The sequence below is a fragment of the Gemmobacter aquarius genome, assembly GCF_003060865.1.
GTDB classification, from domain to species: Bacteria; Pseudomonadota; Alphaproteobacteria; order Rhodobacterales; family Rhodobacteraceae; genus Paragemmobacter; species Paragemmobacter aquarius.
Map to the genome: position 1 here is coordinate 3066311 of NZ_CP028918.1, position 23741 is coordinate 3090051.

31 protein-coding genes and 2 pseudogenes are annotated in these 23741 nt (G+C 64.8%); 16 read left to right on the forward strand and 17 right to left on the reverse strand.

Going from position 1 to position 23741, the window contains the following annotated elements; genetic code table 11:
• Nucleotides 1–7: 7 nt before the first annotated feature.
• Nucleotides 8–361, forward strand: a complete 354-nt coding sequence (locus HYN69_RS14760; protein WP_108436408.1) for a YbaB/EbfC family nucleoid-associated protein — start codon at nucleotides 8–10, stop codon at nucleotides 359–361.
• The gene (gene recR, locus HYN69_RS14765) at nucleotides 361–963 is read left to right on the forward strand and encodes a recombination mediator RecR (protein ID WP_108436409.1); all 603 of its coding nucleotides are present in this window, start codon (nucleotides 361–363) and stop codon (nucleotides 961–963) included. Before HYN69_RS14760 ends, recR begins: the two co-directional genes overlap by 1 nt.
• 202 nt (nucleotides 964–1165) lie before the next feature.
• Here recR and HYN69_RS14770 read toward each other — a convergent pair whose 3' ends face one another.
• Nucleotides 1166–1918, reverse strand: coding sequence for a DUF1013 domain-containing protein (locus HYN69_RS14770; RefSeq protein WP_108436410.1), 753 nt, complete (start codon nucleotides 1916–1918; stop codon nucleotides 1166–1168).
• A 141-nt stretch (nucleotides 1919–2059) separates the two neighbouring features.
• On the opposite strand from HYN69_RS14770, the gene HYN69_RS14775 reads away from it, so the two are divergent.
• Nucleotides 2060–2701, forward strand: coding sequence for a ribonuclease T2 family protein (locus HYN69_RS14775; RefSeq protein ID WP_108437241.1), 642 nt, complete (start codon nucleotides 2060–2062; stop codon nucleotides 2699–2701).
• Between the two features lie 85 nt (nucleotides 2702–2786).
• Here the strand turns inward: HYN69_RS14775 and HYN69_RS14780 are convergent, their stop codons facing one another.
• Both HYN69_RS14780 and HYN69_RS14785 read right to left on the reverse strand, forming a co-directional pair.
• Nucleotides 2787–3779 (reverse strand): NAD(P)H-quinone oxidoreductase, encoded by a 993-nt coding sequence (locus HYN69_RS14780; protein WP_108436411.1) that lies wholly within the window; start codon nucleotides 3777–3779, stop codon nucleotides 2787–2789.
• Nucleotides 3780–3792: 13 nt separating this feature from the next.
• Nucleotides 3793–4490: pseudogene (locus HYN69_RS14785) on the reverse strand (COQ9 family protein).
• A 105-nt stretch (nucleotides 4491–4595) separates the two neighbouring features.
• Between HYN69_RS14785 and rpsU the strand changes: the two are divergent.
• Nucleotides 4596–4802, forward strand: coding sequence for a 30S ribosomal protein S21 (gene rpsU, locus HYN69_RS14790; RefSeq protein ID WP_108436412.1), 207 nt, complete (start codon nucleotides 4596–4598; stop codon nucleotides 4800–4802).
• Nucleotides 4803–4899: 97 nt separating this feature from the next.
• Here rpsU and HYN69_RS14795 read toward each other — a convergent pair whose 3' ends face one another.
• On the reverse strand, nucleotides 4900–5283 hold the full coding sequence (locus HYN69_RS14795; protein ID WP_108436413.1) for a hypothetical protein: 384 nt from the start codon (nucleotides 5281–5283) through the stop codon (nucleotides 4900–4902).
• 67 nt (nucleotides 5284–5350) lie between these two features.
• A complete protein-coding gene (locus HYN69_RS14800; protein WP_108436414.1) occupies nucleotides 5351–5812 on the reverse strand; it encodes an Lrp/AsnC family transcriptional regulator in 462 nt (153 codons plus the stop codon).
• A gap of 145 nt (nucleotides 5813–5957) precedes the next feature.
• On the opposite strand from HYN69_RS14800, the gene ald reads away from it, so the two are divergent.
• Complete coding sequence (gene ald, locus HYN69_RS14805; RefSeq protein ID WP_108436415.1) at nucleotides 5958–7076, forward strand: alanine dehydrogenase; 1119 nt, start codon at nucleotides 5958–5960, stop codon at nucleotides 7074–7076.
• A gap of 58 nt (nucleotides 7077–7134) precedes the next feature.
• On the opposite strand, the gene mscL is transcribed toward ald, so the two are convergent.
• The 6 genes from mscL to mobA all read right to left on the reverse strand — a co-directional run bounded on the left by mscL (nucleotide 7135) and on the right by mobA (nucleotide 10221).
• Complete coding sequence (gene mscL, locus HYN69_RS14810) at nucleotides 7135–7560, reverse strand: large conductance mechanosensitive channel protein MscL (protein WP_108436416.1); 426 nt, start codon at nucleotides 7558–7560, stop codon at nucleotides 7135–7137.
• A 124-nt stretch (nucleotides 7561–7684) separates the two neighbouring features.
• Entirely contained in the window at nucleotides 7685–8023 is a 339-nt protein-coding gene (locus HYN69_RS21500) for a GNAT family N-acetyltransferase (protein WP_230426431.1), read from the reverse strand.
• Nucleotides 7975–8259 (reverse strand): hypothetical protein, encoded by a 285-nt coding sequence (locus tag HYN69_RS21505; protein WP_230426432.1) that lies wholly within the window; start codon nucleotides 8257–8259, stop codon nucleotides 7975–7977. Before HYN69_RS21505 ends, HYN69_RS21500 begins: the two co-directional genes overlap by 49 nt.
• Nucleotides 8259–9134, reverse strand: a complete 876-nt coding sequence (locus HYN69_RS14820) for a hypothetical protein (RefSeq protein ID WP_108436417.1) — start codon at nucleotides 9132–9134, stop codon at nucleotides 8259–8261. The genes HYN69_RS21505 and HYN69_RS14820 overlap by 1 nt, the downstream gene beginning before the upstream one ends.
• The gene (gene mobB, locus HYN69_RS14825; RefSeq protein ID WP_108436418.1) at nucleotides 9131–9640 is read right to left on the reverse strand and encodes a molybdopterin-guanine dinucleotide biosynthesis protein B; all 510 of its coding nucleotides are present in this window, start codon (nucleotides 9638–9640) and stop codon (nucleotides 9131–9133) included. Before mobB ends, HYN69_RS14820 begins: the two co-directional genes overlap by 4 nt.
• The gene (mobA, locus tag HYN69_RS14830) at nucleotides 9637–10221 is read right to left on the reverse strand and encodes a molybdenum cofactor guanylyltransferase MobA (RefSeq protein ID WP_174213627.1); all 585 of its coding nucleotides are present in this window, start codon (nucleotides 10219–10221) and stop codon (nucleotides 9637–9639) included. Before mobA ends, mobB begins: the two co-directional genes overlap by 4 nt.
• Before the next feature lie 67 nt (nucleotides 10222–10288).
• Between mobA and HYN69_RS14835 the strand changes: the two genes are divergently transcribed.
• Together HYN69_RS14835 and HYN69_RS14840 are read left to right on the forward strand one after the other, a co-directional pair.
• Nucleotides 10289–10990, forward strand: a complete 702-nt coding sequence (locus HYN69_RS14835; RefSeq protein WP_108436420.1) for an AzlC family ABC transporter permease — start codon at nucleotides 10289–10291, stop codon at nucleotides 10988–10990.
• Nucleotides 10987–11313 carry an AzlD domain-containing protein gene (locus HYN69_RS14840; protein WP_108436421.1) on the forward strand — a complete coding sequence of 109 codons (327 nt, stop codon included), beginning with the start codon at nucleotides 10987–10989 and terminating at the stop codon, nucleotides 11311–11313. The genes HYN69_RS14835 and HYN69_RS14840 overlap by 4 nt, the downstream gene beginning before the upstream one ends.
• A 78-nt stretch (nucleotides 11314–11391) precedes the next feature.
• On the opposite strand, the gene HYN69_RS14845 is transcribed toward HYN69_RS14840, so the two are convergent.
• The 6 genes from HYN69_RS14845 to HYN69_RS14870 form a co-directional block, all read right to left on the reverse strand.
• Complete coding sequence (locus tag HYN69_RS14845; protein ID WP_230426433.1) at nucleotides 11392–11805, reverse strand: thiol-disulfide oxidoreductase DCC family protein; 414 nt, start codon at nucleotides 11803–11805, stop codon at nucleotides 11392–11394.
• Between the two features lie 105 nt (nucleotides 11806–11910).
• Nucleotides 11911–12519, reverse strand: coding sequence for a hypothetical protein (locus tag HYN69_RS14850; protein ID WP_108436422.1), 609 nt, complete (start codon nucleotides 12517–12519; stop codon nucleotides 11911–11913).
• Between the two features lie 22 nt (nucleotides 12520–12541).
• Nucleotides 12542–12685, reverse strand: coding sequence for an aa3-type cytochrome c oxidase subunit IV (locus HYN69_RS14855; RefSeq protein ID WP_108436423.1), 144 nt, complete (start codon nucleotides 12683–12685; stop codon nucleotides 12542–12544).
• Nucleotides 12686–12775: 90 nt separating this feature from the next.
• Entirely contained in the window at nucleotides 12776–13231 is a 456-nt protein-coding gene (locus tag HYN69_RS14860; protein ID WP_230426434.1) for a DUF6173 family protein, read from the reverse strand.
• Nucleotides 13231–13554, reverse strand: a complete 324-nt coding sequence (locus tag HYN69_RS14865) for a hypothetical protein (RefSeq protein WP_108436425.1) — start codon at nucleotides 13552–13554, stop codon at nucleotides 13231–13233. Before HYN69_RS14865 ends, HYN69_RS14860 begins: the two co-directional genes overlap by 1 nt.
• Nucleotides 13551–15242, reverse strand: a complete 1692-nt coding sequence (locus HYN69_RS14870) for an acyl-CoA dehydrogenase family protein (protein WP_108437244.1) — start codon at nucleotides 15240–15242, stop codon at nucleotides 13551–13553. The genes HYN69_RS14865 and HYN69_RS14870 overlap by 4 nt, the downstream gene beginning before the upstream one ends.
• Before the next feature lie 94 nt (nucleotides 15243–15336).
• Between HYN69_RS14870 and HYN69_RS14875 the strand changes: the two genes are divergently transcribed.
• From HYN69_RS14875 to HYN69_RS14915, 9 genes and pseudogenes are all read left to right on the forward strand, one after another.
• Nucleotides 15337–16287, forward strand: coding sequence for an L-threonylcarbamoyladenylate synthase (locus tag HYN69_RS14875; protein WP_108437245.1), 951 nt, complete (start codon nucleotides 15337–15339; stop codon nucleotides 16285–16287).
• 173 nt (nucleotides 16288–16460) lie between these two features.
• Entirely contained in the window at nucleotides 16461–17021 is a 561-nt protein-coding gene (locus HYN69_RS14880; protein WP_108436426.1) for a NifU family protein, read from the forward strand.
• 17 nt (nucleotides 17022–17038) lie between these two features.
• Nucleotides 17039–17677 carry a tRNA (adenosine(37)-N6)-threonylcarbamoyltransferase complex dimerization subunit type 1 TsaB gene (gene tsaB / locus HYN69_RS14885; protein WP_108436427.1) on the forward strand — a complete coding sequence of 213 codons (639 nt, stop codon included), beginning with the start codon at nucleotides 17039–17041 and terminating at the stop codon, nucleotides 17675–17677.
• A gap of 52 nt (nucleotides 17678–17729) precedes the next feature.
• Nucleotides 17730–18077, forward strand: a complete 348-nt coding sequence (locus tag HYN69_RS14890) for a GNAT family N-acetyltransferase (RefSeq protein WP_329608585.1) — start codon at nucleotides 17730–17732, stop codon at nucleotides 18075–18077.
• A 172-nt stretch (nucleotides 18078–18249) separates the two neighbouring features.
• A complete protein-coding gene (locus tag HYN69_RS14895; RefSeq protein ID WP_108436428.1) occupies nucleotides 18250–19245 on the forward strand; it encodes a BMP family lipoprotein in 996 nt (331 codons plus the stop codon).
• Nucleotides 19245–20827 (forward strand): annotated as a pseudogene (locus HYN69_RS14900) (ABC transporter ATP-binding protein). Before HYN69_RS14895 ends, HYN69_RS14900 begins: the two are co-directional and overlap by 1 nt.
• Nucleotides 20827–21921 (forward strand): ABC transporter permease, encoded by a 1095-nt coding sequence (locus HYN69_RS14905; RefSeq protein ID WP_108436429.1) that lies wholly within the window; start codon nucleotides 20827–20829, stop codon nucleotides 21919–21921. The pseudogene HYN69_RS14900 and the gene HYN69_RS14905 overlap by 1 nt, the downstream one beginning before the upstream one ends.
• The gene (locus HYN69_RS14910; protein ID WP_108436430.1) at nucleotides 21921–22889 is read left to right on the forward strand and encodes an ABC transporter permease; all 969 of its coding nucleotides are present in this window, start codon (nucleotides 21921–21923) and stop codon (nucleotides 22887–22889) included. Before HYN69_RS14905 ends, HYN69_RS14910 begins: the two co-directional genes overlap by 1 nt.
• A complete protein-coding gene (locus tag HYN69_RS14915) occupies nucleotides 22873–23676 on the forward strand; it encodes a purine-nucleoside phosphorylase (RefSeq protein WP_108436431.1) in 804 nt (267 codons plus the stop codon). Before HYN69_RS14910 ends, HYN69_RS14915 begins: the two co-directional genes overlap by 17 nt.
• The last annotated feature ends 65 nt before the right edge of the window (nucleotides 23677–23741 follow it).

Sequence of the window (23741 nt, forward strand, 5' to 3'; positions counted from 1 at the left end):
ACAAGATATGCTCAAAGGTATTCCCGGACTCGGCGCCCTTGGCGATATGGCCGGAATGATGAAAAAAGCGCAGGAAATGCAGACCAAGATGGCCGAGATGCAAGAGCAACTCGCCAATACGGTCGTTCTGGGCGAATCGGGCGCGGGGCTGGTCAAGGCCCGCGTGACGGCCAAGGGCGAGGTGACCGGGCTCGACATCGACCCGTCGATCCTCGTCGCATCGGAGAAAGAGGTCGTCGAAGATCTGATCGTCGCCGCGATCCGCGATGCTCAAAGCCGTGGCGCGCAGCGCATGGCCGATGAAATGCGAAAGATGACCGACGCGCTTGGCCTACCCGCCGACATGAAACTGCCGTTTTGATGCAGGACGACGCCCCGCGCGAAATCGAGGCGCTGATCGACCTCATGGCGCGGCTGCCGGGGCTTGGCCCCCGCTCGGCGCGACGTGCGGTCTTGACGCTTCTGAAGAAGCGCGGCCAGTTGATGGCCCCGCTCGCGCAGGCGATGGCAAACGTGGCGCTGAACGCGCGTGACTGCGTGATCTGCGGCAATATCGGCACCGCCGACCGCTGCGCGATCTGTGCCGACGACCGCCGCGCCATACCCGAAATCTGTGTGGTCGAGGATGTCGCCGATCTTTGGGCGATGGAACGCGCGGGCGTTTTCAAAGGCCGCTACCACGTGCTTGGTGGCACACTTTCGGCGCTCGACGGCATCGGCCCCGAAGATCTGCGTATCCCGCATCTCGCCGCCCGTGTCCGTGACGAAGGCGTAGCCGAGATCATCCTTGCGCTGAACGCCACAGTCGACGGTCAGACCACAGCCCATTACATCGCCGACAGCCTGTCAGGCGCAGGCGTGGCCATCACCTCGCTCGCCCAGGGCGTGCCCATCGGCGGCGAACTGGACTATCTCGACGATGGCACCATCGGCGCAGCCCTGCGTGCCCGCAAACGGTTCTGACAAGAAGCGCCCGCCCCTTCATCTTGGCAAAAATACTCAAACACATCGCGTCCCCCCTTGCACCGCACCAGAACCATCGCCTCCCTCCCCCCAATGGGGGAGGGCTGGGGTGGGGGGGGACGTCAAGCAACGGCAAGCGGCAACAAGCAGAAAGCCCCGATCCAGCGGACGGGGGCTTTCTTGAACAATCCGGACGATACGATCAGCGGCGCGGGCTGTCGTCTTCGTCATCCTCGTCGTCATCATCGTTTGCGGGAAGGTTGAAGAAGCTTTCCGCATCCGAGAAATCGGCCGGCTTTTCTTCCCGCTCGGTCCGCGCGAACTGCTCGAGGCCCGAAGGCATCTTCGGCTCGGTGTCCATGCCAAGCGATTGCTCGGTCGACACCAGCTTGCGCCGCTCGTCATCCGTCATCACGGTGCCTTCCGAGGCCTTCTTGCGGGCGGCAGCCTGCACGGCGGAATCAAGCTCGGACTGACGGCACAAGCCCAGCGCAACCGGATCGATCGGCGAGATGCCGTTGATGTTCCAGTGGGTCCGCTCGCGGATCGACTGGATCGTGGGCTTCGTGGTGCCCACAAGCTTGCCGATGGCCCCGTCCGACAGTTCGGGGTGGAACTTGACCAGCCACAGAATCGCGGCCGGACGGTCCTGTCGCTTGGAAAGCGGAGTGTAACGCGGTCCGCGACGCTTTTCCTCGCCCACGGCGGCGGCGTTGAACTTGATCTTCAGCATGTAAAGCGGGTCTTTCTGACCCTTCTCGATCTCGACTGCATCAAGCTGGTTGTTCGCGACCGGATCGAAGCCCTTGACGCCCGTGGCAACATCCCCGTCGGCGATGCCCTGCACTTCCAACTCGTGCATCCCGCAGAAACCGGCGATCTGGCGGAAGGACAGCGTGGTGTTGTCGACAAGCCAGACAGCGGTGGCCTTGGCCATAAGCGGCTTCGTCGTCATCGGATGCTCCTTTACAAAATCTCTCGTGGCCATGAAACCGTAGGCCGGTAAATCGGCTGCGACCGGGGCCGCCTTTCCACGATTTCGGGGAAGTTCAACCGCGCGTATAGTGAGTTTTCGGGTAAGAGGAAAGTGGAAATGATGTTGCATCGCTTGGCCCTGATCGCGGCCCTTTCGACGATGGCAAACCCCGTGCGGGCCGAGGGAGAACGCGCCGGTGATTTCGATTACTACGTGATGGCGCTGTCGTGGTCGGCGACATGGTGCAGCCTGACCGGAGATGCGCGGGGCGATCCGCAATGCGACGCGGGGCGCGGTTTCGATTTCACCCTGCACGGGCTTTGGCCGAATTACGAAGACGGCTTTCCCTCGTTCTGCCGCACAGGACAGCCAGACCCGACACGGGGCGAGACGGCGGCCATGTCCGATATCATGGGCGGCGCGGGCCTTGCATTCTATGAATGGAAGAAACACGGCCGCTGCTCGGGCCTGTCGCCGCGCGACTATTTTGCCGCCTCGCGCCGCGCCTATGACAGCGTGACCATCCCGCCCGTCCTGCGCGGATTGCCCAAACGCGTCACACTCCCCGCGAGCGTGGTCGAAGACGCCTTCGTCGAGGCCAACCCGCAACTGTCCCGCGACGCAATTACCGTCACCTGCGATGACGGCATGATAGAAGAGGTCCGCATCTGCCTGACGCGCGACCTCGAACCCCGCGATTGTGGCGTGGATGTCCGCCGCGATTGTTCGCTGAAAGACGCCGTTCTGGTACCCGTCAGGTAGGGTGGGTGGTTCCGCGACTGCGCGGGTTCACCCACCCTGGGCACAGGTGGGTCAACCCGTCTGCACGCAGCCGGAACGACCCACCCTACGCTTCGACCTTCAGGACGATCTTTCCCACATGGCCCGAGCTTTCCATCCGCTCATGCGCCTTTGCTGCATCTTCCAGCACGAACTCGCTGTCCATCACCGGTTTGAACTTGCCGCCCGCGATCATCGGCCAGACATTCGCCTCGACCTCGGCGGCGATGCGCGCCTTGGCAAGGTCGCTTTGCGGGCGCAAGGTCGATCCGGTAATCAGCAGACGCCGCATCATCACCTCGGCAAAGTTCAGCTCCACCTTCGCACCGGTCAGGAAGGCGATCTGCACCAGCCGCCCCTCGGTCGCCAAAGCCTTCACGTTGCGCGGCAGGTATGATCCGCCGACCATGTCGAGGATAAGCTGCGCGCCCCCCTCGTCATGCATCATCGCCACGAAATCGCCGGTGCGATAGTTCAGCGCCTTGTCGGCCCCCAGCGCCTCGCAGGCGGCACATTTCTCGTCAGAGCCCGCAGTCGTAAACACCCGCGCACCCAGCGCCTTGGCGATCTGTATCGCGGTCGTGCCGATCCCGCTTGACCCGCCATGCACCAGGAACCGCTCGCCCGCCTTGAGCCCGCCGCGCATCACCACGTTGGACCAGACGGTAAAGCAGGTTTCCGGCAGGCAGGCCGCCTCGCGCAGGCCCATTCCCGCCGGCACCGGCAGCGCGTGGCTTTCGGGAGTGGTCACGTATTCCGCATAGCCGCCCCCCGGCAGCAAGGCGCAGACCTTGTCGCCGATGGTCCAGCGCGTCACCCCCGGCCCGACCTCGACCACCGTGCCCGACGCTTCAAGCCCCGGCAAGGGCGAGGCATTGGCGGGCGGCGCATAGGACCCTGCCCTTTGCAAGGCGTCGGGCCGGTTCACGCCCGCATAGGCTACACGTATCACGATCTGCCCGTGTTTCGGCACCGGCACAGGCTTTGTCACGGGCACCAGCACCTCTGGCCCGCCGGGTTCGCGGATCTCCACGGCGCGCATCGTGTGGGACATTTCCATTTCTTGGGGCCTTTCAGCGAAACCGGTCCATCATTCGCCCCGGCAAATCGTCAGGCACCGTGGGCACGCGCCATTTCTCCATCAGCTTCGCCGGGCCTGCAAGCAGCGCCTTTCCCAAAGCGTTGTCCTTGATCGCCGCCTTGGCCTTTTCGATCTGCATCACATCCCCGATCCGCCGGTCGAGGAAATCCCACGTTGCCTGATTGCCAGTCGAATCGTCGCCCAGCCAGTAAAGCACCGTCGAGCCATAGACCGCCGAAAGCGTTGCCCGCTTGGAATACCAGCTAAAATCGCGCGCGGTGTCACCCAGCGCGACCCAGATCGCATCTGCCGTGCCCCAGATCAGCTTGGCTCCTTCAGCCGCATGCTGTGGCAGGGCGAAAAGGGTGGTGCCGCGGCGCACCAACTCGCGCTCGCCGACGGCCTCGAGCCGCAAACGCACCGCATGGGCGACCTTGTCACGAAAGCGCATCGCCGAAAGGTCACTTGCCCCCAGCGCGTCGCGCATCATCCGGTCGCCGCGCAGATGGTAGGCCACGGCCAGATCGATCCCACCGCGCGGGAACAAAGCCCGCGCGAGGGCAGGCGCACAACCCGAATCGGCAATCGCCGCCCGCAGCGTCGCCTCGGACCAGCCGTCAAAGGGACATGCACCAAGGCGGCATCCAGAACCGCTTCTTTCCAGTCGATCGCAGCCGTATAGGTCGTCATCGCCAGTCTCCTTCGCTTTGGTGGACAAACCCCGTCGCAGTTGTTATAGGGCGCTCGCCTGCACTCTCACGTGCAACTTTAACCTAGGAAGGTGGTGACAACCACATGCAGGTCAGCGTCCGCGACAATAACGTCGAACAGGCACTCCGTGCCCTCAAGAAAAAGCTCCAGCGCGAAGGCGTGTTCCGCGAAATGAAGCTCAAGCAGCATTTCGAGAAACCCTCCGTCAAGAAAGCGCGCGAAGAAGCCGAAGCCGTTCGCCGCGCGAGGAAACTCGCACGGAAGAAGCTCCAGCGCGAGGGCGGCCTCTGAGCCGTTAGCGACACTGGGGAAGGCTCCGTCAGGGGCGTTCCGATACGATCAACCCCCGTCCGTCAGGCCGGGGGTTTTTCATTTTCGCAATGCGAACCTAGCCGCAGAACACCCTGACCACGCGCGAAGCCGGGTCGGCCACCGCATCGACCGCCGATCCGCTGTGCACGAAATTCAGCCTCGAGGGCACGTTGGTCGCCACGGGTTCATCGCTGCCGTAATGGCGCGATGAGCCCGGGATGTTCAGCGAAACCGCCGCCATCGAAGGGCCGCCAACCAGCGATTGATATTGCGACGCCCCGCAAGCATCGGTGCTTTTTGCGACATTGACCGCCTGGTAGGTCGGCGCCGTCTGGTAGGGCGCGGCGACCACGGCCCCGCTTCCCATCGCGGCGGCCGTCACTTCGTAGGGGGACGGGCCCGAGCAGGCAGTAAGGCTTACCAAGGCCAAAAACGCGGGAACGATCACAAAGGGCTTCACGGGATCACCTTTCACTGCACGAAGACGCGCACAGGCTAAAGCTGCATGTAAAGCCTGTCAAACGGGGTCAGACCGCCAGCGCCGTCGTCTTGACCACGGTCCGCAGGGAGAAGCTGGAATGCATCTGCCGCACGCCCGGCAGCCTGCTCAGGTATTGGCGGTGGATGCGGGCGAAATCCTCGGTATCCTCGGTCATGATCTTGAGCAGATAGTCCGCCTGCCCCGCCATGAGGTGACATTCCAGAATGTCCGGGATCTTGGCCACCTCGCGCTCGAAGGCGTCGAGCAACTCGTCGGCCTGTCCCTGAAGCGTGATTTCGACGAACACGGTCGTCGGCCGCCCGAGCCGGCGCGCATCGAGGAGTGCCACATATCCGGCAATGAAGCCTTCTTCCTCCAGCCGTTGCGTCCGCCGGTGGCAGGCCGAAGGCGACAGGTTGACCCGTTCCGACAGTTCGGCGTTGGTGATCCGGCCCTCCCTTTGCAAGACGGTCAGGATGCGGCGGTCGGTTGCGTCAAGTTCCGGCATGGCGGTGGATTCTTTCCCGTAAACTGCGATTTTCGCGCGATCCTACCGCCTGCACAGCGGGCCGTCATGCAGAATTCAAAGTTTCTGCGTTCGGGTTGGACAAAGCTGTCTGCAAGGACGAAGCGTCCGTCAGGGAGTGAAAGACATGAAGATCGGTTGCCCGAAAGAAATCAAACCACAGGAATTCCGCGTCGGGATGACACCCGACGCGGTTCACGAAGCGGTCGCGCACGGCCATAGCGTCATGATCGAAGCCGGAGCGGGCCTGGGCTCGGGGTTCAGCGATGCGGCCTATGCCGCTGCCGGTGCCAGCATCGCCGCCACGGCCCAGGAAGTGTTTGCCAAGTCCGAGATGATCGTGAAGGTCAAAGAGCCCCAGCCTGCCGAACGCGCACGGCTGCGCGACGGCCAGCTATTGTTCACCTATCTTCACCTCGCGCCCGATCCGGACCAGACGCATGACCTGCTGAAATCGGGCGTCACGGCCATCGCTTACGAAACCGTGACCGATGCCCGTGGCGGTCTGCCACTGCTGGCTCCCATGTCCGAGGTCGCCGGACGGCTTGCGCCGCAAGTCGGCGCCTGGACTTTGCAGAAAGCCAATGGCGGGCGCGGCGTGCTGCTTGGCGGCGTTCCCGGCGTGTCCCCCGCAAAGGTCGTCGTGATCGGTGGCGGTGTCGTCGGAACCCATGCGGCCAGGGTTGCGGCGGGGATGGGTGCGGACGTAACCGTGCTCGACAGGTCGCTGGTGCGGTTGCGCTATCTTGATGACGTGTTCGGCGGCCAATTCAAGAACGGCTACGCCAGCGCCGCGACCACAGCCGCTTTGGTGGCCGAGGCCGACATGGTCATCGGCGCGGTCCTGATCCCCGGCGCTGCCGCGCCAAAACTGGTCAGCCGCGCCCAGCTTTCGACGATGAAACCCGGAGCGGCCATCGTCGATGTCGCCATCGATCAGGGTGGCTGTTTCGAGACGAGCCACGCCACGACCCATCAAGACCCGATCTACGAGGTCGACGGCATCCTGCACTACTGTGTGGCCAACATGCCCGGTGCGGTTGCCCGCACCTCGACCCAGGCGCTTGGCAACGCCACGCTGCCCTTCCTGCTGGCCTTGGCCGACAAGGGCTGGCGTCAGGCCTGCGCCGACGATCCGCACCTGCTCAACGGGCTGAACACCCACGCGGGAAAACTGACCTATGCCGCCGTGGGCAGCGCACTTGGCCTGCCCACCATCCCGGCCGCCGAGGCGCTGAAACTCTGACGCGAAAGGCCCGTCCGGTGCGAACCGGACGGGCGACTGTTGCTTGGGTCTTCGCCGCTTACTTCTTCAGTGCGTCGCGAATCTGCAGAAGAACCTCAATCTCGGTCGGTCCGGCCGGGGTTGCCGCAGCAGTTGCAGCTTCTTTTTTGGCGGTCGCTTCTTTCAGACGGTTCACGGCTTTGACCAGCATGAAAACCACCCAGGCGATGATCACGAAATTGATCACGGCGGTTATGAAGGCGCCGTAAGCAAAAACCGGAACGCCCGCTTCCCGTGCCGCGGCAAGCGAGACCGGAGCGGTGCCCGACAGATCGATGAAGAGGTTCGACAAATCGACCCCGCCCGTAACGAGGCCGATGATCGGGTTGATCAGATCGCCGACCAGCGAATTGACGATGGCGGTAAAGGCCGCGCCGATGATGATACCTACCGCCAGATCGACAACATTTCCTTTGGCGATAAAGGCCTTGAACTCGTTCAGCATAGTGACTGTCCCCTGTTTACTTGATCGGCCCCGTCTCTCCGGTGCCGTTTGCCGCACCTTGGCGCGGTGGCGGGACTATGCCACAGGAATTTCCGGCGATACATGCAAATCTACCTTCTTTCGGCTATAGATAGCGCACCATCGTATGGGTGACGCTATAGCCGAACACCAGGCCAAGCGGCCCGACAGGGGTGCTGTGGTCCAGCACGAAGCCGCGCCTTTCGTAAAGCGACCGGGCGCGGGGGTTGGTGTCCACCACATCCAGCCTGACCGTGTTGAAGCCCCGCGCTGCAGCTTCCGTGCAGATCGCCTCGATCAGGGCCGAACCGACGCCACGCCCCCGCGCCTGTGGCTGGACGCAAAGACCGTCGATCAGGAACAGCCCGGTTTCGCCTTCCCCGCCCGCAAGCTGCATCACGCCGCTGCGCCAAGCCCCGCCAAGCCGCCCGTAGACCTGCCGCATGTCGTCGGGCGTCCCCCCGCGAAACTGCCCGCATCGGATTTGAACCCGATCAACCCGGTCAGGCCCCCGTCCCCCATGGCGCAGATGCATTGGTCGGGCCTTATGACCCGCTCGACATAGGCGAGTGCCAGCCGGTCAGGCCCCAGGACGCGCCCGAGCTTGCCGCCGAAAGCCTGCCAGTACAACGCCGCCGCAGCGGTGCGGTAGGCTTCTGGCAGACCGCGTACCATCCGCATCAGACCTGCTCCAGCGCGGCGAGCAAGGCGGCCTCGTGCCCTGCGCCCAGTATCCAGCCTTCCTCGGCAGCGGCGGCGTCGGGCAGCGCGAAAAGTGCGTCCAGTTGGCCCGCCTGCGCCAGACGCCACAAGGCCCGCGACAAAAGCCGCACCTGTGCCGCGTCCTTGATGCCGTCTTGCAGGGCGACGACCCGCGCAAGAAGCGAGGGGTAGATTTCAGCCAGAACCACGCTAGCAGATGCAACTTTTTGCGGTTCGTCGAAGGGCCAGACAGCCACCGCTGCCCCCTGCGCCAGACGATGCACCAAGGGCAGACCCATCAGAACCTGACTGCCGACCGACCCCGTGGTGTAAAGTTTCCAGACCGGCTGTGCGCGCGGCACGCGGCATTCGACCGCCCGCCGCTCGGGCAGGCCGAGTGCCGCGTAATCGACCGCTTTGGTCGCCGGCAAAGCGGTAAGCGCAAGCGAGGCCGGACGCCCCCAGAACGGCCCCGCCCCGCCGAAGCGCCGGTTCACCGCATCGGCCACCTGAAAGCGGTCGTTGCGATTGTCCGGCCCATCGGTGATCTGCGCTGCCATCCACGCCCAAACCGCGCGGGCGCTCGCCTGCCCTGTCAGGCGCGCGGCAAAGCCTGCCGGATAGCCCAGAGCGAAATCGAAGCCCGCCAGAACCCGTCGCCCCGCCGCCTGTTCGCCGGCCAGAAACCGGCGCAACGCGGCTTCGGCCGCTGCCCGCGTGCGATAATACCCGACGGTTTCCCCGCCCGCGCCCGCAGCGCCGATCCAGATCGCATCGCGAGACGGTCTGGCGGGCGAAGGCGCAGATGCCGCCGACCAGTCAACGACCACGACCGTGTCGAAAGGCCCGCTCACCCGCCAGGCCGCGCTTGGGCAAGCCCGACTTCGCCAAGGATAAAATCCGCGACCGCTGCGGTATCGTTCAGGTCGAGCACGGGCACCGGCAGGGACAAGGGCTCGTCTGTCGCAACCGCCCGCACCAAGGCGTCTTGCGGCTGGATCAGGTCATGCCCGGTCACGCGGCGCCAGACCTCGACCTTGGCATGGGGATCGCGTTTGTAGCCTTCGACCAGCACCAGATCGACCGGTTTCATGCGCGCCAGAACCTCGGCCAGTTCGGGTTCCGGCCCGCGATGTTCGTGCAGGATCGCAAAGCGATGGGCCGAGGCGAGCACAACTTCGGATGCCCCCGCCGCACGATGCCGCCACGTGTCCTTGCCCGGTTGATCAAGGTCTACATCGTGATGCACATGCTTGACGGTCGACACCGTGAAACCGCGCCCTGTGATTTCGGCCACAAGCCGCTCCATCAGGCTGGTCTTGCCCGAATTCTTCCAGCCGATGACGCCATAAACCTTCATGCCAGCAGCGCCTCGGCCCGCGCCAGATCATCGGGGGTGTTCAGGTTGCCAAAGGCTCCGTCATCGGGGAAATCGGCGCGCACCGCGGCATGCATGTCGGCGAAGGCCCGAACCCTCGGCTTTTCGCCGCTTGCCAGAAACGCCCGCAGCGCATCGCGCAGACCTACGGGCCACAGGCCGAACGTCGGGTGGTCGTCCCCGCCCGACCGCGCAAGCGCCACCCCGCCAGCCGACCGCTCGGCCGCAAGCGCAAGTTGCGGCACCAGATCGCCGGGAAAGAACGGGCAATCCACCGCCACGGTCACGATGGCCGTGGCCCCGCCCGCAACGGCCCAGTCCATTCCCACCAGCACGCCCGACAACGGCCCCTCGGACCGCGCATCGGCCAGCACGGGCAGGCCGAGCGCCGCGAAGCGCGAGGCATCGCCATTGGCATTGATCGCCAGACGCTCCACCTGCGGCTCGAGCCGCCCGACCGCCCGCGCCAGCAGCGTCTGCCCTGCCAGACGCAGCAGGGCCTTGTCGGCCCCGCCCATGCGCCGCCCCTGCCCGCCCGCAAGGATCACCCCGAACAGCCGCACCGGCAGCCCCCCTTTTCCTTCTTCCCCGAAAGGCGTAAGCCCTGACGCTCCCAAGGTAAAGCCGCGCATGTCACCAACCCGCTCCGCCTATTTCCGTGGCGTCTACGCCGCCCTTCCCTTCGTGGTCATCGTCATCCCCTTCGGCATGCTTTTTGGCGTGGTCGCGACCGAGGCGGGGCTGCAAGTTTGGGAGACGATGGTCTTCACCCTTGCGGTCTTTGCCGGCGCGTCACAATTCGCGGCGATCCAGACGATGCAGGAAAATGCCCCCGCTGCAATCGTGCTGGTGACCGCGCTGGCAGTGAACCTGCGGATGGTGATGTATTCAGTCGCCCTCGCCCCGCATTACGGCGAGGCCCCGCGCTGGACGCGCGCAATCATGAGCTATTTCCTCGTGGACCAGACCTTTGCCACCGCAACGGTCGAGTTCGAGAAACGGCCCGACCTGACACTGTCCGAAAAGATCGCCTTCTTCTTCGGATCGGTCACACCCGTCGCTCCGGTCTGGTTCGCGGCTTCGCTGTGCGGGGCGCTGATCGGGCGGGCGGTGCCCGCGGAATGGGCGCTCGACTTCGCTTTGCCGATCACCTTTCTTGCCATGGTGGCGCCCATGCTGCGGAGCCTGCCGCATATCGTGGCGGCGGGTCTTTCGATCCTGTTGTCGCTGGGGCTGGCATGGATGCCTTACGGAACCGGCCTTCTGGTCGCCGCAGGCCTGTCGATGACGGCGGGCGCAGCACTCGACGCCTGGCTGGAGCGGCGGACATGATAGACCGAAGCACATTCTGGATCGTCGTGCCGCTTCTGGCGATCGGCACTTATCTGATTCGCTTTTCGTTTCTCGGCACGCTTGGCAACCGCCCGCTTCCGGCATGGCTGACGCGCGCTTTGAAATTCACCGCCGTGGCAATCCTGGCGGCACTTGTCGCACCCGGCGTCTTGTGGCCTGCAGCGACGGGCGGTCAGACCGACCCTGCCCGTCTGGTCGCCGCCGTGGTGACGCTTGCGACCGGCATCGCCACCCGCAGCACGATGGGCGCAATCGCCGCAGGCGCGGCCGCACTTTACGGGATGCTGTGGCTGATGTCCTGACGGGGCGGTGGGTGCAAAGCACCCACCCTACGTCATGCCCCGCCACGGCGCCAAGATCGCCCGACAGCAGCAGCACCCTCACCGCAATATACGGCGTTGAAAGGCGGGATCGGGCACGGCGCAATAGCTGCCACGCCCGAAGACCGTGTAACGGTTACGTGCCACGCGCCGGTAAAGCCAGTCCCGCAGAGGGCGCGGGAATATCCTCAGGGCCTGCGTCGGCCAGGCCATGCCCCCAAAGCGCCGTCCGGCTTCGATCACGGCGTCGAAATCGGCATGCGCAAAACCATCGGCGATGAAAAGCCAGCTTTCGGGATTGCCCGGTTCCATCCCGTAATGCCGCAGCAGCGCGGCACCGAGCGGGGATTGCACCGGACAGATCCGCACAGTCCCGGAACGGTCGAGCCGGTGGATCATCTGCGCGCCCCAACTGCAAAGGGCACATTCGGCGTCCATCACGGCCAGCGGCGCGATATCATCAAACCGCGGCACAGAAGGATCGTCACGAAAGGAAAAAGCACCCGCACGCATGGGTTGCAGGATGCACCCGTCGCAGCTGCAGGGCAAGCCATCCTGACTGACCAGCGACCTTTCGCTTCAGTTCGGGCCTTCGCCCGCCTGCACCAGCAAGACGCCATGGTTGCTGTCGGCATCCTCGTCGCGGATTTCGCGTTCGGTCACGCCCGGCATTGTGGCAAACGCATCGTGCAGTTTGTTCGGGAACCACGTAGACGGCAATGCCTCGAACCCCGGCACACCACGCAGGATGCTCGATATCGAATTGGCGCATTGCGCCTTTGGCACCGCGCCATAGGCCTTGGCCCGCGCCATGACCATTTCGGCCACTTCGGGGCTGACCACCAGTTTTTGTTCCTGCACGCGGAAGGTTTCACGCGCGTGATAGTCGATGTAGAACAGCACCATCTTGTCGGTGATGCCGTAATGAACGTCATTGCGTTCGGGCAGGGCCGGATGGTGCCAGGTGCCCGCCGGATCGAACAGCACACGTTCCGATGCGTTGATCAAAAGCCCGCTGTGCGCGCCCGCGCCCGACGTGTTGTTGACCACGGTGTACAGCGTGATCGTTTTCGGACCCTCGGCCACGAAACGCGCGGCGGCCACAGCTTCGTCGGGCGCATAGACCGATTGGGCACCGCAGCCCGCAAGGCCCAGCGCCACACAGAAGGCGGCGATCAAACGCATCATGGCAAAAGGCTTTCCCAAAAAGTCAGGCGTTCACGAGTGCCATGAAGATCAGGATGCAGATCACGACGACGGCACCACGCGATACGAACCACATGAAGTTGTCGAAGGTCTTTTCCTGCACGCGGATGTCCATGTTGCCGGGTGTGTAGTCTTTGTGGTCGGCCATGACGGTTCCCCTTGGTGTCGCTTTTGCAGGCCACATACCTGATTCACTCCCGCCTGTCACGGGGCGATCGCCCGCGCCTGTCGTCGCACCCTAGGCCGAGGCGTCGCCCGACTCGCCGCCTTCCCACTGGCTCATCATCGCAAAGCCGATCCGGCGCGGCGGTTCGGAGGGCCGCTCTTTCGGCACCGCCCGCAAGATGACGTTCAACTGCGTCACGTGCTGGATCATCTGGGTCTTCAACCCATCCTCGTCGCGGCCGTAAAAAGTCACCAGATCGGGGTCGTAGAACCCGACCCCCTCGATTTGCAACACGCCGCCCGCACCGCCGGTAAAGCCCATCGCCACTTCCTGCGAGGCGTCCAGACCCTGTTCGAAACGCTGGATATAAAGCAAAAGCCGCTCGTAAGCCCATTCCGCAGCGCTCTTCTCGGCCAGCGGACGCTTTGCCATGACCTCGGGCAGAGGTGTCGTTTCGACCGTGACGACCTGGCCTTCGTCACAATGCACCGCTCCGGCGCGCGGCGCGTCGTTCTTCGTCCTCGTCATCACCATCTCTCCCCTAACCACGGCAACGCGCCGGTTTCCGACAGCCTGCGCCCGGCCGACCCGCGCAGCGGCAGACCGTTCAGCTGCGCTACGGCCTCGACCGGTGCCGGCCCCTGCTGCGCCCCGCCGATCTCGCGCGTGAAAAGCGGCGTGACACATCCGGTCGCCATATTGGGCGTGGCAAGATGTCCAAGCAAGCGGTCCGATGCAAGGTCGTGGTCCTCGATCATCTGCACCAGCCCAGGCGCACGCCTTTGCCGGTCATGCGACCGGGCCGAAGGCATGTCCTCGGCGGGAGACGCCCCGAACAGATGGCGGATCACGATACCGGGCCATCGGCATAAAGATCGCCGGCCCCCAACCGCACCTGCGCCAGAAGGCCGCGGTACTCCGGCAAAACGCGTCCGACAGCCACCCGCGCCAAAGCCGCGCGTGCGGGATCGGCCAGTGCCGCCCGCAGATGGAAATGCGCCCCCAGAACCAGCGCAAAGGCCCGCAGATAGGCCGCGGCCCCCGCCTGCCTGCCCACCGCCCGCATCGAAAGCAAGTCGCTCGTCGCGCCGCGCAAATCCTGGGCAGCAACCATGACCAGCGATGCAAAACCGGCCCCTGCCGCAAGCGCCGCCTCGGCCCCCGCACCCACCTCGTCGATCAACGCAAAAGCAGCCGCCGCATCATCTGCCAGCTTGCGCGATACGAGGTCCATCGCCTGAATACCGTTGGTACCTTCGTAAATCCGCGTCACGCGCACATCGCGCAACAGTTGTGCGACGCCGGTCTCTTCGATGACGCCCATGCCGCCATGAACCTGTATCGCCATGTCGGCAACGGCGCTTCCGGTATCGGTGCCATAGGCCTTGGCAATCGGCACCAGAAACGCTGCGCGCCGACGCCATGCCGCGTCGCCCGTTGCTGTCGCCATATCGCCCGCCACGGCGCAGGCAAGCGCGATCGCCCTTGCTGCAAAGACTTCGGCCCGCATCACCGCAAGCATGCGGCGCACATCGGCATGGCCGTTGATCGGCCCATTCCCCAACGGCGTGATGCCCTGCACCCGACCCGCCGCGAAAGCCTCGGCGCGCTGCAAGGCGGCTTCGGCAACGCCGATCCCCTGCACCGCCACGCCAAGCCGCGCGTTGTTCATCATGGTGAACATAGCCGACATGCCACGATGTGGCTCTCCCACCAGCCAACCGACGGCGCCGTCATAATCCATCACGCAGGTCGGGCTGCCATGCAGCCCCAGCTTGTGTTCGATGCCGATAACCGTCACCGCGTTCGGCTTGACGAAATCGCCCGCTGCATCGGGCAAATACTTCGGCACCAGAAACAGGCTGATCCCCGCCGTGCCCGCCGCGCCATCCGGCAAGCGCGCCAGCATGAGGTGACAGGTGTTCGCCATGAAATCCGCATCCCCCCATGTGATGTAGATCTTTTGCCCTTTCACGGCGTAGCGCCCGTCACCAAGCGGTTCGGCCCGCGCACGGAGCGCGCCCACATCCGACCCGGCCTGCGGTTCGGTCAGGTTCATCGTGCCGTTCCATTCCCCTGAAACCAGTCTGGGCAGGTAAATCGCCCTGATCTCGTCCGACCCATGCGCCGCGAGCGCCTCGATCTGGCCCTGCGTCAGCAATGGGTTCAGTTGCAGCGCAAGACAGGCGCCGGAAAACATCTCGTTCACCGCCGCCGTCACCGCGACGGGCAGCCCCATCCCGCCATATCCGGGTGGCGCCGAACAGCCGACCCAGCCACCTTGGGCAATCGCCCGATATCCATTGGCAAAGCCCGGCGGCGTCAGCGTCACACCTTCCACCAGTCGCGCGGGGAGGTGGTCGCCGACAGCGTTCAGCGGCGAGAGCACTTTTTCGGCAAGTTGCCCCGCCTCGGCCAGCACCGCCGCCGTCACATCTGCCGCCGCATGGGCGAAACGGTCGGTCGCCGCCACGGCGGGAAACCCCACCACATGATCCAGAACGAAGCAAAGTTCGTCCACGGGCGCGCGATAGGTCATGGCAATCTCCGGCATCGCTTGTGCCCAAGGGGGCGCAAGGTTATGGCGGTCAGGTTAACCCATGGTCCTGCCGCCACAACCCGAACGCTGCGTCATGCACACCGAACACCTTTCGCCCGATGCCAACGGCCTTGACCGCGCCGCAGCGATCCTGTCGGCGGGCGGGCTTGTCGCATTTCCGACCGAAACGGTCTACGGCCTGGGCGGCGATGCCCGCTCTGACCATGCCGTTGCCCGCATCTTCGACGCCAAGGGACGGCCGCGCTTCAACCCGCTGATCGTCCATGTCCCCGACATTGCCTCGGCCAGCCGATACGCCACCTTCGACGCAACGGCGCGGTTGCTTGCAGCCACATTCTGGCCCGGCCCGCTGACACTCGTCCTGCCGCTCCGTGACGATGCGGGTCTGTCGCCGCTGGTCACGGCAGGCCTTTCCACCGTGGCGATCCGCGTGCCAGCCCACCCGCTTGCCCGCGCCCTGCTCACCGCCTTCGGAGGCCCGCTTGCGGCACCGTCGGCCAACCCGTCGGGCAAGGTCTCCCCCACCCGCGCCGAACATGTCGCGGCAGGGCTGGCGGGCAGGATCGAAGCCATCCTCGACGGCGGGCCCTGCGCGGTCGGGGTAGAATCCACCATCCTCGGCCTTCAGGGCGCGCCCGCGCTCCTGCGCCCCGGCGGCATCGCGTCCGAAGCGCTGGAAGCCGCCCTCGGCCAACCGCTCGCCACCGGCGGCGACAGCGCCAAGCCCAGCGCCCCCGGCCAACTCGCCAGCCATTATGCACCGGAAGCCCCCATCCGCCTGAATGCCACCGCCGCCTCCGCAGGCGAAACATGGGTCGGCTTTGGCCCCTGCGCGGGCGCGGCGCTCACCCTCTCGCCCTCGGGCGACCTGATCGAAGCGGCTGCCAACCTCTTTGAAACACTACGCCGCGCCGACACGCTCGCAGGGCCGAACGGCAAGATCGCCTTCGCCCCTGTCCCCGATATCGGACTCGGTCGCGCAATAAACGACCGCCTGACCCGCGCCGCCGCCCCGCGCCCCTGATTTCACGCTGGGTCAAACATCCGCGGGTAGAGGTCCGGGGGTGAGGGGTCCGGGGAGAGGGCAAACCGCCCTCTCCCCGGCCTTTCCGCCTGTTCGACCGATTTAGAACCGTTCCAACATTGACAGAAGCCCCGTGCGGGCGCATATCCGACTGGAATAGTCGGAGAAGCCCAATGTTCATCCAGACCGAGTCGACGCCGAACCCCGCCACGCTGAAATTCCTGCCGGGTCAAACCGTGCTTGACCTTGGCACCGCTGATTTCCCCAACGCGGACGCGGCGGCGAAATCGCCTCTCGCGCGGCGCATCTTTGCCACGGGCGGCGTGACCGGCGTGTTCTTCGGCGCCGATTTCGTGACCGTGACGAAAGCCGACGGTATCGAATGGGACCATGTGAAACCCGCCATCCTGGGTGCTATCATGGAGCACTACCAGTCGGGCGCCGCCACGATCGAGGGCGAAACCACCGGCGGCGGGCACAAGGAACATACCGGCGAAGATGGCGACATCGTCCGCCAGATCAAGGAGCTGCTCGACACCCGCGTGCGCCCTGCCGTGGCGCAGGACGGGGGCGACATCACCTTCCACGGCTTTGATCGTGGCGTGGTCTATCTGCACATGCAGGGCGCTTGCGCGGGCTGCCCCTCGTCGACGCTGACGCTGAAGATGGGCATCGAGAACCTGCTGCGCCATTACATCCCCGAAGTGCTGGAAGTGCGCCCGGTCGCCGCCTGAATACCGGGGCCTTACCGATGCGGACGCTTCTGGCTTTCGACACCTCGGCCGCGCATTGCGCGGCCGCGTTGCTCTGCGGCGACCGGATCGCCGCCGCCTGCTTCGAACCGATGGATAAGGGTCAGGCCGAGCGTCTGATCCCGATGCTCGAAGAACTGCTTGCAAGCGCCGGTCTGGCGTGGCCGGACCTTGACGCCCTTGCCGTGGGCACCGGACCCGGCAATTTCACCGGCGTCCGGATCGCGGTGGCCGCTGCACGGGGGCTGTCGATGTCCTTGGGGATTCCGGCGATCGGTGTGACCACGTTGGAAGCGCGCGCCTACGGCCTGCCCCGCCCCCTGACGGTGGTCGAGGATGCGCGGCGGGGCGAGGTCTACGTACAGGACTTCTACCACACCTCTGACGAAGCGCGGGTGACGACCCTCGCCGCCTTGCCCGTGGAATGTGACTTTCTGCGTTTTGCAGGCACCTCCGCCGATGCCGCCGCTGCTGCCACAGGCGGCATGGTGCTGGCCCAGCCCGTCGCGCTGGCCGAAGCGATTGCCCGCCTTGCCGCCACCCGCATCGGCACGGGCCAGCCGCGCCCCGCGCCGTTCTACCTTCGCGGCGCGGATGCCGCCCCGCCCAGCGACCCGCCGCCGGTGATCCTGCCGTGACGCCCGATGACCTTGCCCGCCTGCACGCCCTGTCCTTCACCACGCCCCGCCCGTGGAGCAGCGCCGAATTCGCCGACCTGCTGACGCGCGGCTTTCTGCTGACCGAGGGCGACGCCTTCTTGCTTGGCCGCGTGATCGTGGACGAGGCCGAGCTTCTGACAATCGCCGTCCCGCCCGACCAGCGCGGCAGGGGGCGGCAAAACGTCTCGTCGCGGCCTTTCTGGAACAATCGCGCGCCCGCGGGGCGACCGGCGCCTTTCTCGAGGTGGCGCAAGACAATGCCCCCGCACGGCGGGTCTATGCCCAGGCGGGCTTTGCCGAATCCGGCGGCAGGCGCGGCTATTACCGCAGCCCCGAAGGCCGCTATGTCGACGCCATCGTGATGACTTGCACGCTCTGACGCCAAGCGAACGGCTATAGTTTGATCATAAGACCGGACGCGCCCCGCGCCGCTCGCAAAGAGGTGTTGACCCCTCCACCGGAATCCGTCCTAAATTGCCCACGAACCGACCGGCACGACGAAGCGGGCGGGACAAGAATCGCACAACAACCGACACAACCGGGAGACACCCATGACCCTGATGAAAACGCTTCTCGGCGCAGCGGCCACGCTGGCGCTGACCGCAGGCATTGCTGCCGCCGATCCGGCGATCATCTACGACCTTGGCGGCAAGTTCGACAAATCCTTCAACGAAGCCGCCTTCGGCGGTGCGGAAAAGTGGGCCAAGGAAACCGGCGGCACCTACAAAGAACTGGAAATGCAGTCCGAAGCCCAGCGCGAGCAGGCCCTGCGCCGTCTGGCAGAATCGGGTGCAAACCCCATCGTCATGACCGGCTTTGCCTTCGGTGACGTGCTTAACACCGTTGCGCCCGATTTCCCCGACACCAAATTCGCGATCATCGACATGGTGGTGGAACAGCCCAACGTCAAATCGGTCGTCTTCACCGAAGATCAGGGCAGCTACCTTGTCGGCATGATGGCGGGCCTCGCGTCCAAGACCGGCACCGTCGGCTTCATCGGCGGCATGGACATTCCGCTGATCCGCCGCTTCGGCTGCGGCTATGCCCAGGGCGTTGTCGCCGCGAACCCGGATGCCAAGGTCGTCCTGAACATGACCGGCACCACCCCTGCCGCATGGAACGATCCGGTCAAGGGCGCAGAACTTGCCAAAGGCCAAAAGGCGCAAGGCGCGGACGTGATCTATGCAGCGGCCGGCGGCACCGGCGTGGGCGTCCTGCAGGCGGCGGCTGACGAAGGCATCCTCGGGATCGGCGTCGACAGCAACCAGAACGGCATGCACCCCGGCAAGATCCTGACCTCGATGATGAAGCGCGTCGACGTTGCCGTCTACAACGCCTTCATGGAAGGCGCCGACCTTGCGCCGGGCATCAACGTGCTCGACCTCAAGGCCGATGGCGTGGGCTATGCGATGGATGAAAACAACGCCTCGCTGGTGACGCCGGAAATGAAGGCCGCGGTCGATGCGGCTGCCGAAAAGATCAAATCGGGCGAGCTGGTCGTTCACGATTACATGTCGGACAACACCTGCCCGGCGGCAACGTTCTGATGCCATCTGTGGCAAGCACTTCGGGGCGGCAGGCAACTGCCGCCCCCTTTGCGTCGCCCTATGCGATCGAGCTGCGGGGTATTTCCAAAGCCTTCGGCCCGGTTCAGGCGAACAAGGATATTTCAATCGCCGTGCCGCGCGGCACCATCCACGGCATCATCGGCGAAAACGGCGCGGGCAAGTCCACGCTGATGTCGATCCTTTACGGTTTCTACCGCGCAGATTCGGGTGAAATCCTGATCAACGGCACCCCCACCACCATCCCCGACAGCCAGAGCGCCATTCGCGCCGGTATCGGCATGGTGTTCCAGCACTTCAAGCTGGTGCAGAATTTCACCGTTCTCGAAAACGTCGTCCTCGGCGCGGAAGAGGGCGCGATGCTGGCCGGATCGCTGGCCAAGGCCCGCCGTGCGCTGGCAGAGCTGAGCCGCGAGTATGAACTCGACGTCGATCCCGACGCGCTGATCGAAGACCTGTCGGTCGGTCACCAGCAGCGCGTCGAAATCCTCAAGGCGCTTTACCGTCAGGCCGATATCCTGATCCTCGACGAACCCACCGGCGTGCTGACACCGGACGAGGCCGACCACCTGTTCCGCATCCTGCGCGGGCTGCGCGACCAAGGCAAAACCGTCATCCTGATCACCCACAAACTGCGCGAGATCATGGAGACGACCGACAACACCAGCGTCATGCGGCGCGGCACCATGGTCGGCACGGTCAAGACCGCCGAAAGCAGCCCCGAGCAACTGGCCGAACTGATGGTCGGCCGCAAGGTACTGCTGGAAGTGGAAAAGGACGCGCCCAAGACCGGCAAGACCGTGCTTTCGGTGCAGAACCTGCATGTGCGCGACGAACACGGCGTCGAACGGCTGAAAGGCGTCAGTTTCGACATCCGCGCCGGCGAAATCCTCGGCATCGCGGGGTGGCGGGCAACGGGCAGTCGGAACTGCTGGAAGCCCTTGGCGGCATTGCCAACGCTACCGGACGGGTCGAGATGAACGGCATGGCACTTCCGCTTTCCGGCGCCTCCGCCAATGGCCAATCGCGGCGTGATGCGGGCATCGCCCATGTGCCCGAAGACCGCCAGCACCTTGGCCTGATCATGGATTTCGAGGCGTGGGAGAACGTGGCCTTCGGCTATCACAACGCGCCCGAATACCAGAAGAACGCCCTTTTCATGGACAATGACGCGCTGCGCGCCGACACGGCAAGGAAGATGGAGCGTTTCGACGTTCGCCCGCCGATCCCCACGCTGCCTGCGAAATCCTTTTCCGGCGGGAACCAGCAAAAGATCGTCGTGGCGCGTGAAATCGAGCGTAACCCGGACCTGTTGCTGATCGGCCAGCCCACGCGGGGCGTCGATATCGGGGCTATCGAATTCATCCACAAGCAGATCGTGGCGCTGCGCGATGCGGGCAAGGCCATCTTGCTCGTGTCGGTCGAACTGGACGAAATCATGTCGCTGTCGGACCGCATCGCCGTGATGTTCGACGGGAAGATCATGGGGTTCCGCGACCCCGAAACCACCAACGAGCGTGAACTTGGCCTGCTGATGGCGGGCGTGACCGGGGACAAAGCCTGATGGACCGTTTGCCGAAATGGGCCGATGTGGTGCTTGTGCCGCTGGTCAGCCTGCTCTTTGCCGCAGCAATCAGCGCCATCGTCATCAGCGCCATCGGGCAAAGCCCGCTCGAGGCGCTCGACGTGATGGTACAAGGCTCGCTCATGTCGGCCTATGGCTGGGGCTATACGCTTTACTACACCACCAGTTTCATCTTCACCGGCCTTGCCGTGACCATCGCCTTTCACGCGGGCATGTTCAACATCGGGGGCGAGGGGCAGGCGCAGCTTGGCGGGCTGGGCGTGGCGCTCGCTTGCCTGATGATCCCGTGGCCGCATTGGTCGGTGGCGCTGCTGGCGGCTTCGCTTTCGGCTGCCGCCTTTGGTGCGATCTGGGCGGCGGTTCCTGCCTATCTGGCGGCGAAACGCGGCAGCCATATCGTGATCACGACGATCATGTTCAACTACATCGCCGCCGCCCTGATCGTTTACCTGCTGGTCGACGTGCTGCGCCCTGCGGGCCAGATGGACCCGGCTACCGCCCGCTTCGCCAAGGAAATGGCGCTGCCGACGCTGAACCAGATCCCGATCCTCGACTGGTTTTTCATCAAGAAGGTGCCTGCCAACATCACCCTGTTCATCGCGCTTGCCGCCGCAGTGGTGGTCTGGGCAATCTTGTGGCGCACGCGGCTTGGCTACCAGATCCGCGCTTTCGGCAAATCGGAAGCCGCCGCGAAATATGCAGGCATCAGCCCGACCAAGATCATCATGGTCTCGATGATCCTGTCAGGCGCACTCGCGGGCCTAATGTCCGTCAACAACGTGATGGGCGAGGCGGGGCGGCTGTTGCAAAACTCGTCCGAAGGCGCGGGCTTCATCGGAATTGCCGTGGCGCTGATGGGCCGCAACCATCCGCTAGGTGTGGTGCTGGCGGCGGTGCTGTTCGGGTTTCTTTACCAGGGCGGGGCTGAACTGGGCCTCTGGACCTCGATCCCGATCGAACTTCGCATTGTCGTGCAGGGCTTGGTCATCCTGTTCACCGGCGCTTTGGACGTGATGGTGCGGATGCTGTTGGTCTGGCTGTTCTCGTTCGGCAAGAAACGGCAGGTGGCGTAATGGATTACGCAACGCTTCTACAAATACTCGACTCCACCCTGCGGCTTGGCACGCCACTCCTTTTCGCCTGCCTCGCGGGGCTGTTCTCGGAACGCGCGGGCATCTTCGACATCGGGCTTGAGGGCAAGATGCTGATGGCCGCCATGTCTTCGGGGGCGGTCGCTTTCCTGACGGGGTCGGTCTGGCTGGGGCTTTTGGCGGGGATCATGGGGTCGATGCTCTTCGCAGGGCTGCACGGCGTGGCATCGATCACCTTTCGCGGCAACCAGCTGATTTCCGGCGTGGCGCTGAACTTCCTCGCTTCCGGTATCACCGTGCTGATCGCCCAGCGCCTGTTCGGTCAGGGCGGGCGCACCCCGCCGCTTGCCGGTGATGCGCGTTTCAACGAAATCACCCTTCCCTTCGCCGAAAGTCTGCGCGGCGTGCCGATCCTTGGCCCGCTTTATGCCGATGTGATCTCGGGCCATGCGCTGCTGGTCTATGTCGCGCTTTTGTGCGTGCCGCTGTCGTGGTGGGTCCTGTATCGCACCCGTTTCGGCCTGCGCCTGCGCGCGGTGGGGGAAAACCCTGCAGCGGTCGACACCGCAGGCGTATCGGTCAAGGGGCTGCGCTTTGCCGCCGTGGGCATCACGGGGCTGCTGTGTGGTCTGGCGGGGGCCTATATGGCGACCGCGCTGCAAGCGGGCTTCGGGCGCGAGATGACGGCGGGGCGCGGCTATATCGCACTCGCGGCGCTGATCTTCGCCAAATGGCGGCCCTGGCATGCGCTTGGGGCCTGTATGCTTTTCGGTTTCTTTCAGGCGCTGGCGCTGCGGCCCGATGTGGTGACAGCCGTTATGCAGGTGAAGATACCCGTCCCCTTCCTCGATGCGCTGCCCTATATCCTGACCGTCCTCGTCCTTGCAGGTTTCGTTGGCAAGGCCATCCCGCCCCGCGCGGGCGGAGAGCCATATGTCAAAGAGCGCTGAACTTGCTGCGATCATCCGCGCCCGTGCGGGGAATGCGCCGGTCAAGCTGGGGCTGATCCTCGGCTCGGGCCTAGGTCATCTGGCCGGGGCGGTGGATGGCGTGGCGATCCCCTACGCCGACCTGCCCGGTTTTCCGCATGTCGGGGTGTCGGGGCATAACCCCAACCTCGTGATCGGTGATCTGGAAGGCGTGCGCGTCGCGGTCTTTGGCGCGCGCGAGCATTACTACGAAAGCGGCAACCCCTCGGCCATGCGCCTGCCGTTGGAAACGTTGAAGGCTCTGGGGGCCGATCACCTTATCGTCACCAACGCAGCGGGAAGCCTGCGCCCGGATATCCGCCCCGGCGATCTGATGCTTTTGTCGGACCATATCAACTTTTCCGGCCTGAACCCGTTGATCGGCGAGCCGACCGATGCCCGCTTCGTTCCCATGGGCGATGCCCACGACCCGGCGATCCGCGCCGCGCTGAAAGCCAGCGCCGAAGCCGAAGGCGTGGCCCTGCCCGAGGGCGTTTACGCCTGGTATTCTGGCCCATCCTTTGAAACCCCCGCCGAGATCCGCGCGATCCGCACGCTTGGCGGCGATGCCGTCGGCATGTCCACCGTGCCTGAAGTGATCTTGTCGCGCTTCCTGCATCTACGCGTCGCGGCCATTTCCACCGTCACCAACATGGCGGCGGGCCTGTCGGACGAGAAGATCAGCCACGAACACACCAAGGCCATGGCCCCTTTGGGTGCGGCAAAACTGGAACGGGTGCTCAGGCATTACCTGCGCCATCTCCGATGAGCCTGCCTAGGGTTTGACTTCGCTGCCAAAGGGGCGCAACCCTTGGCAAATCCGCGCTTTTCCCC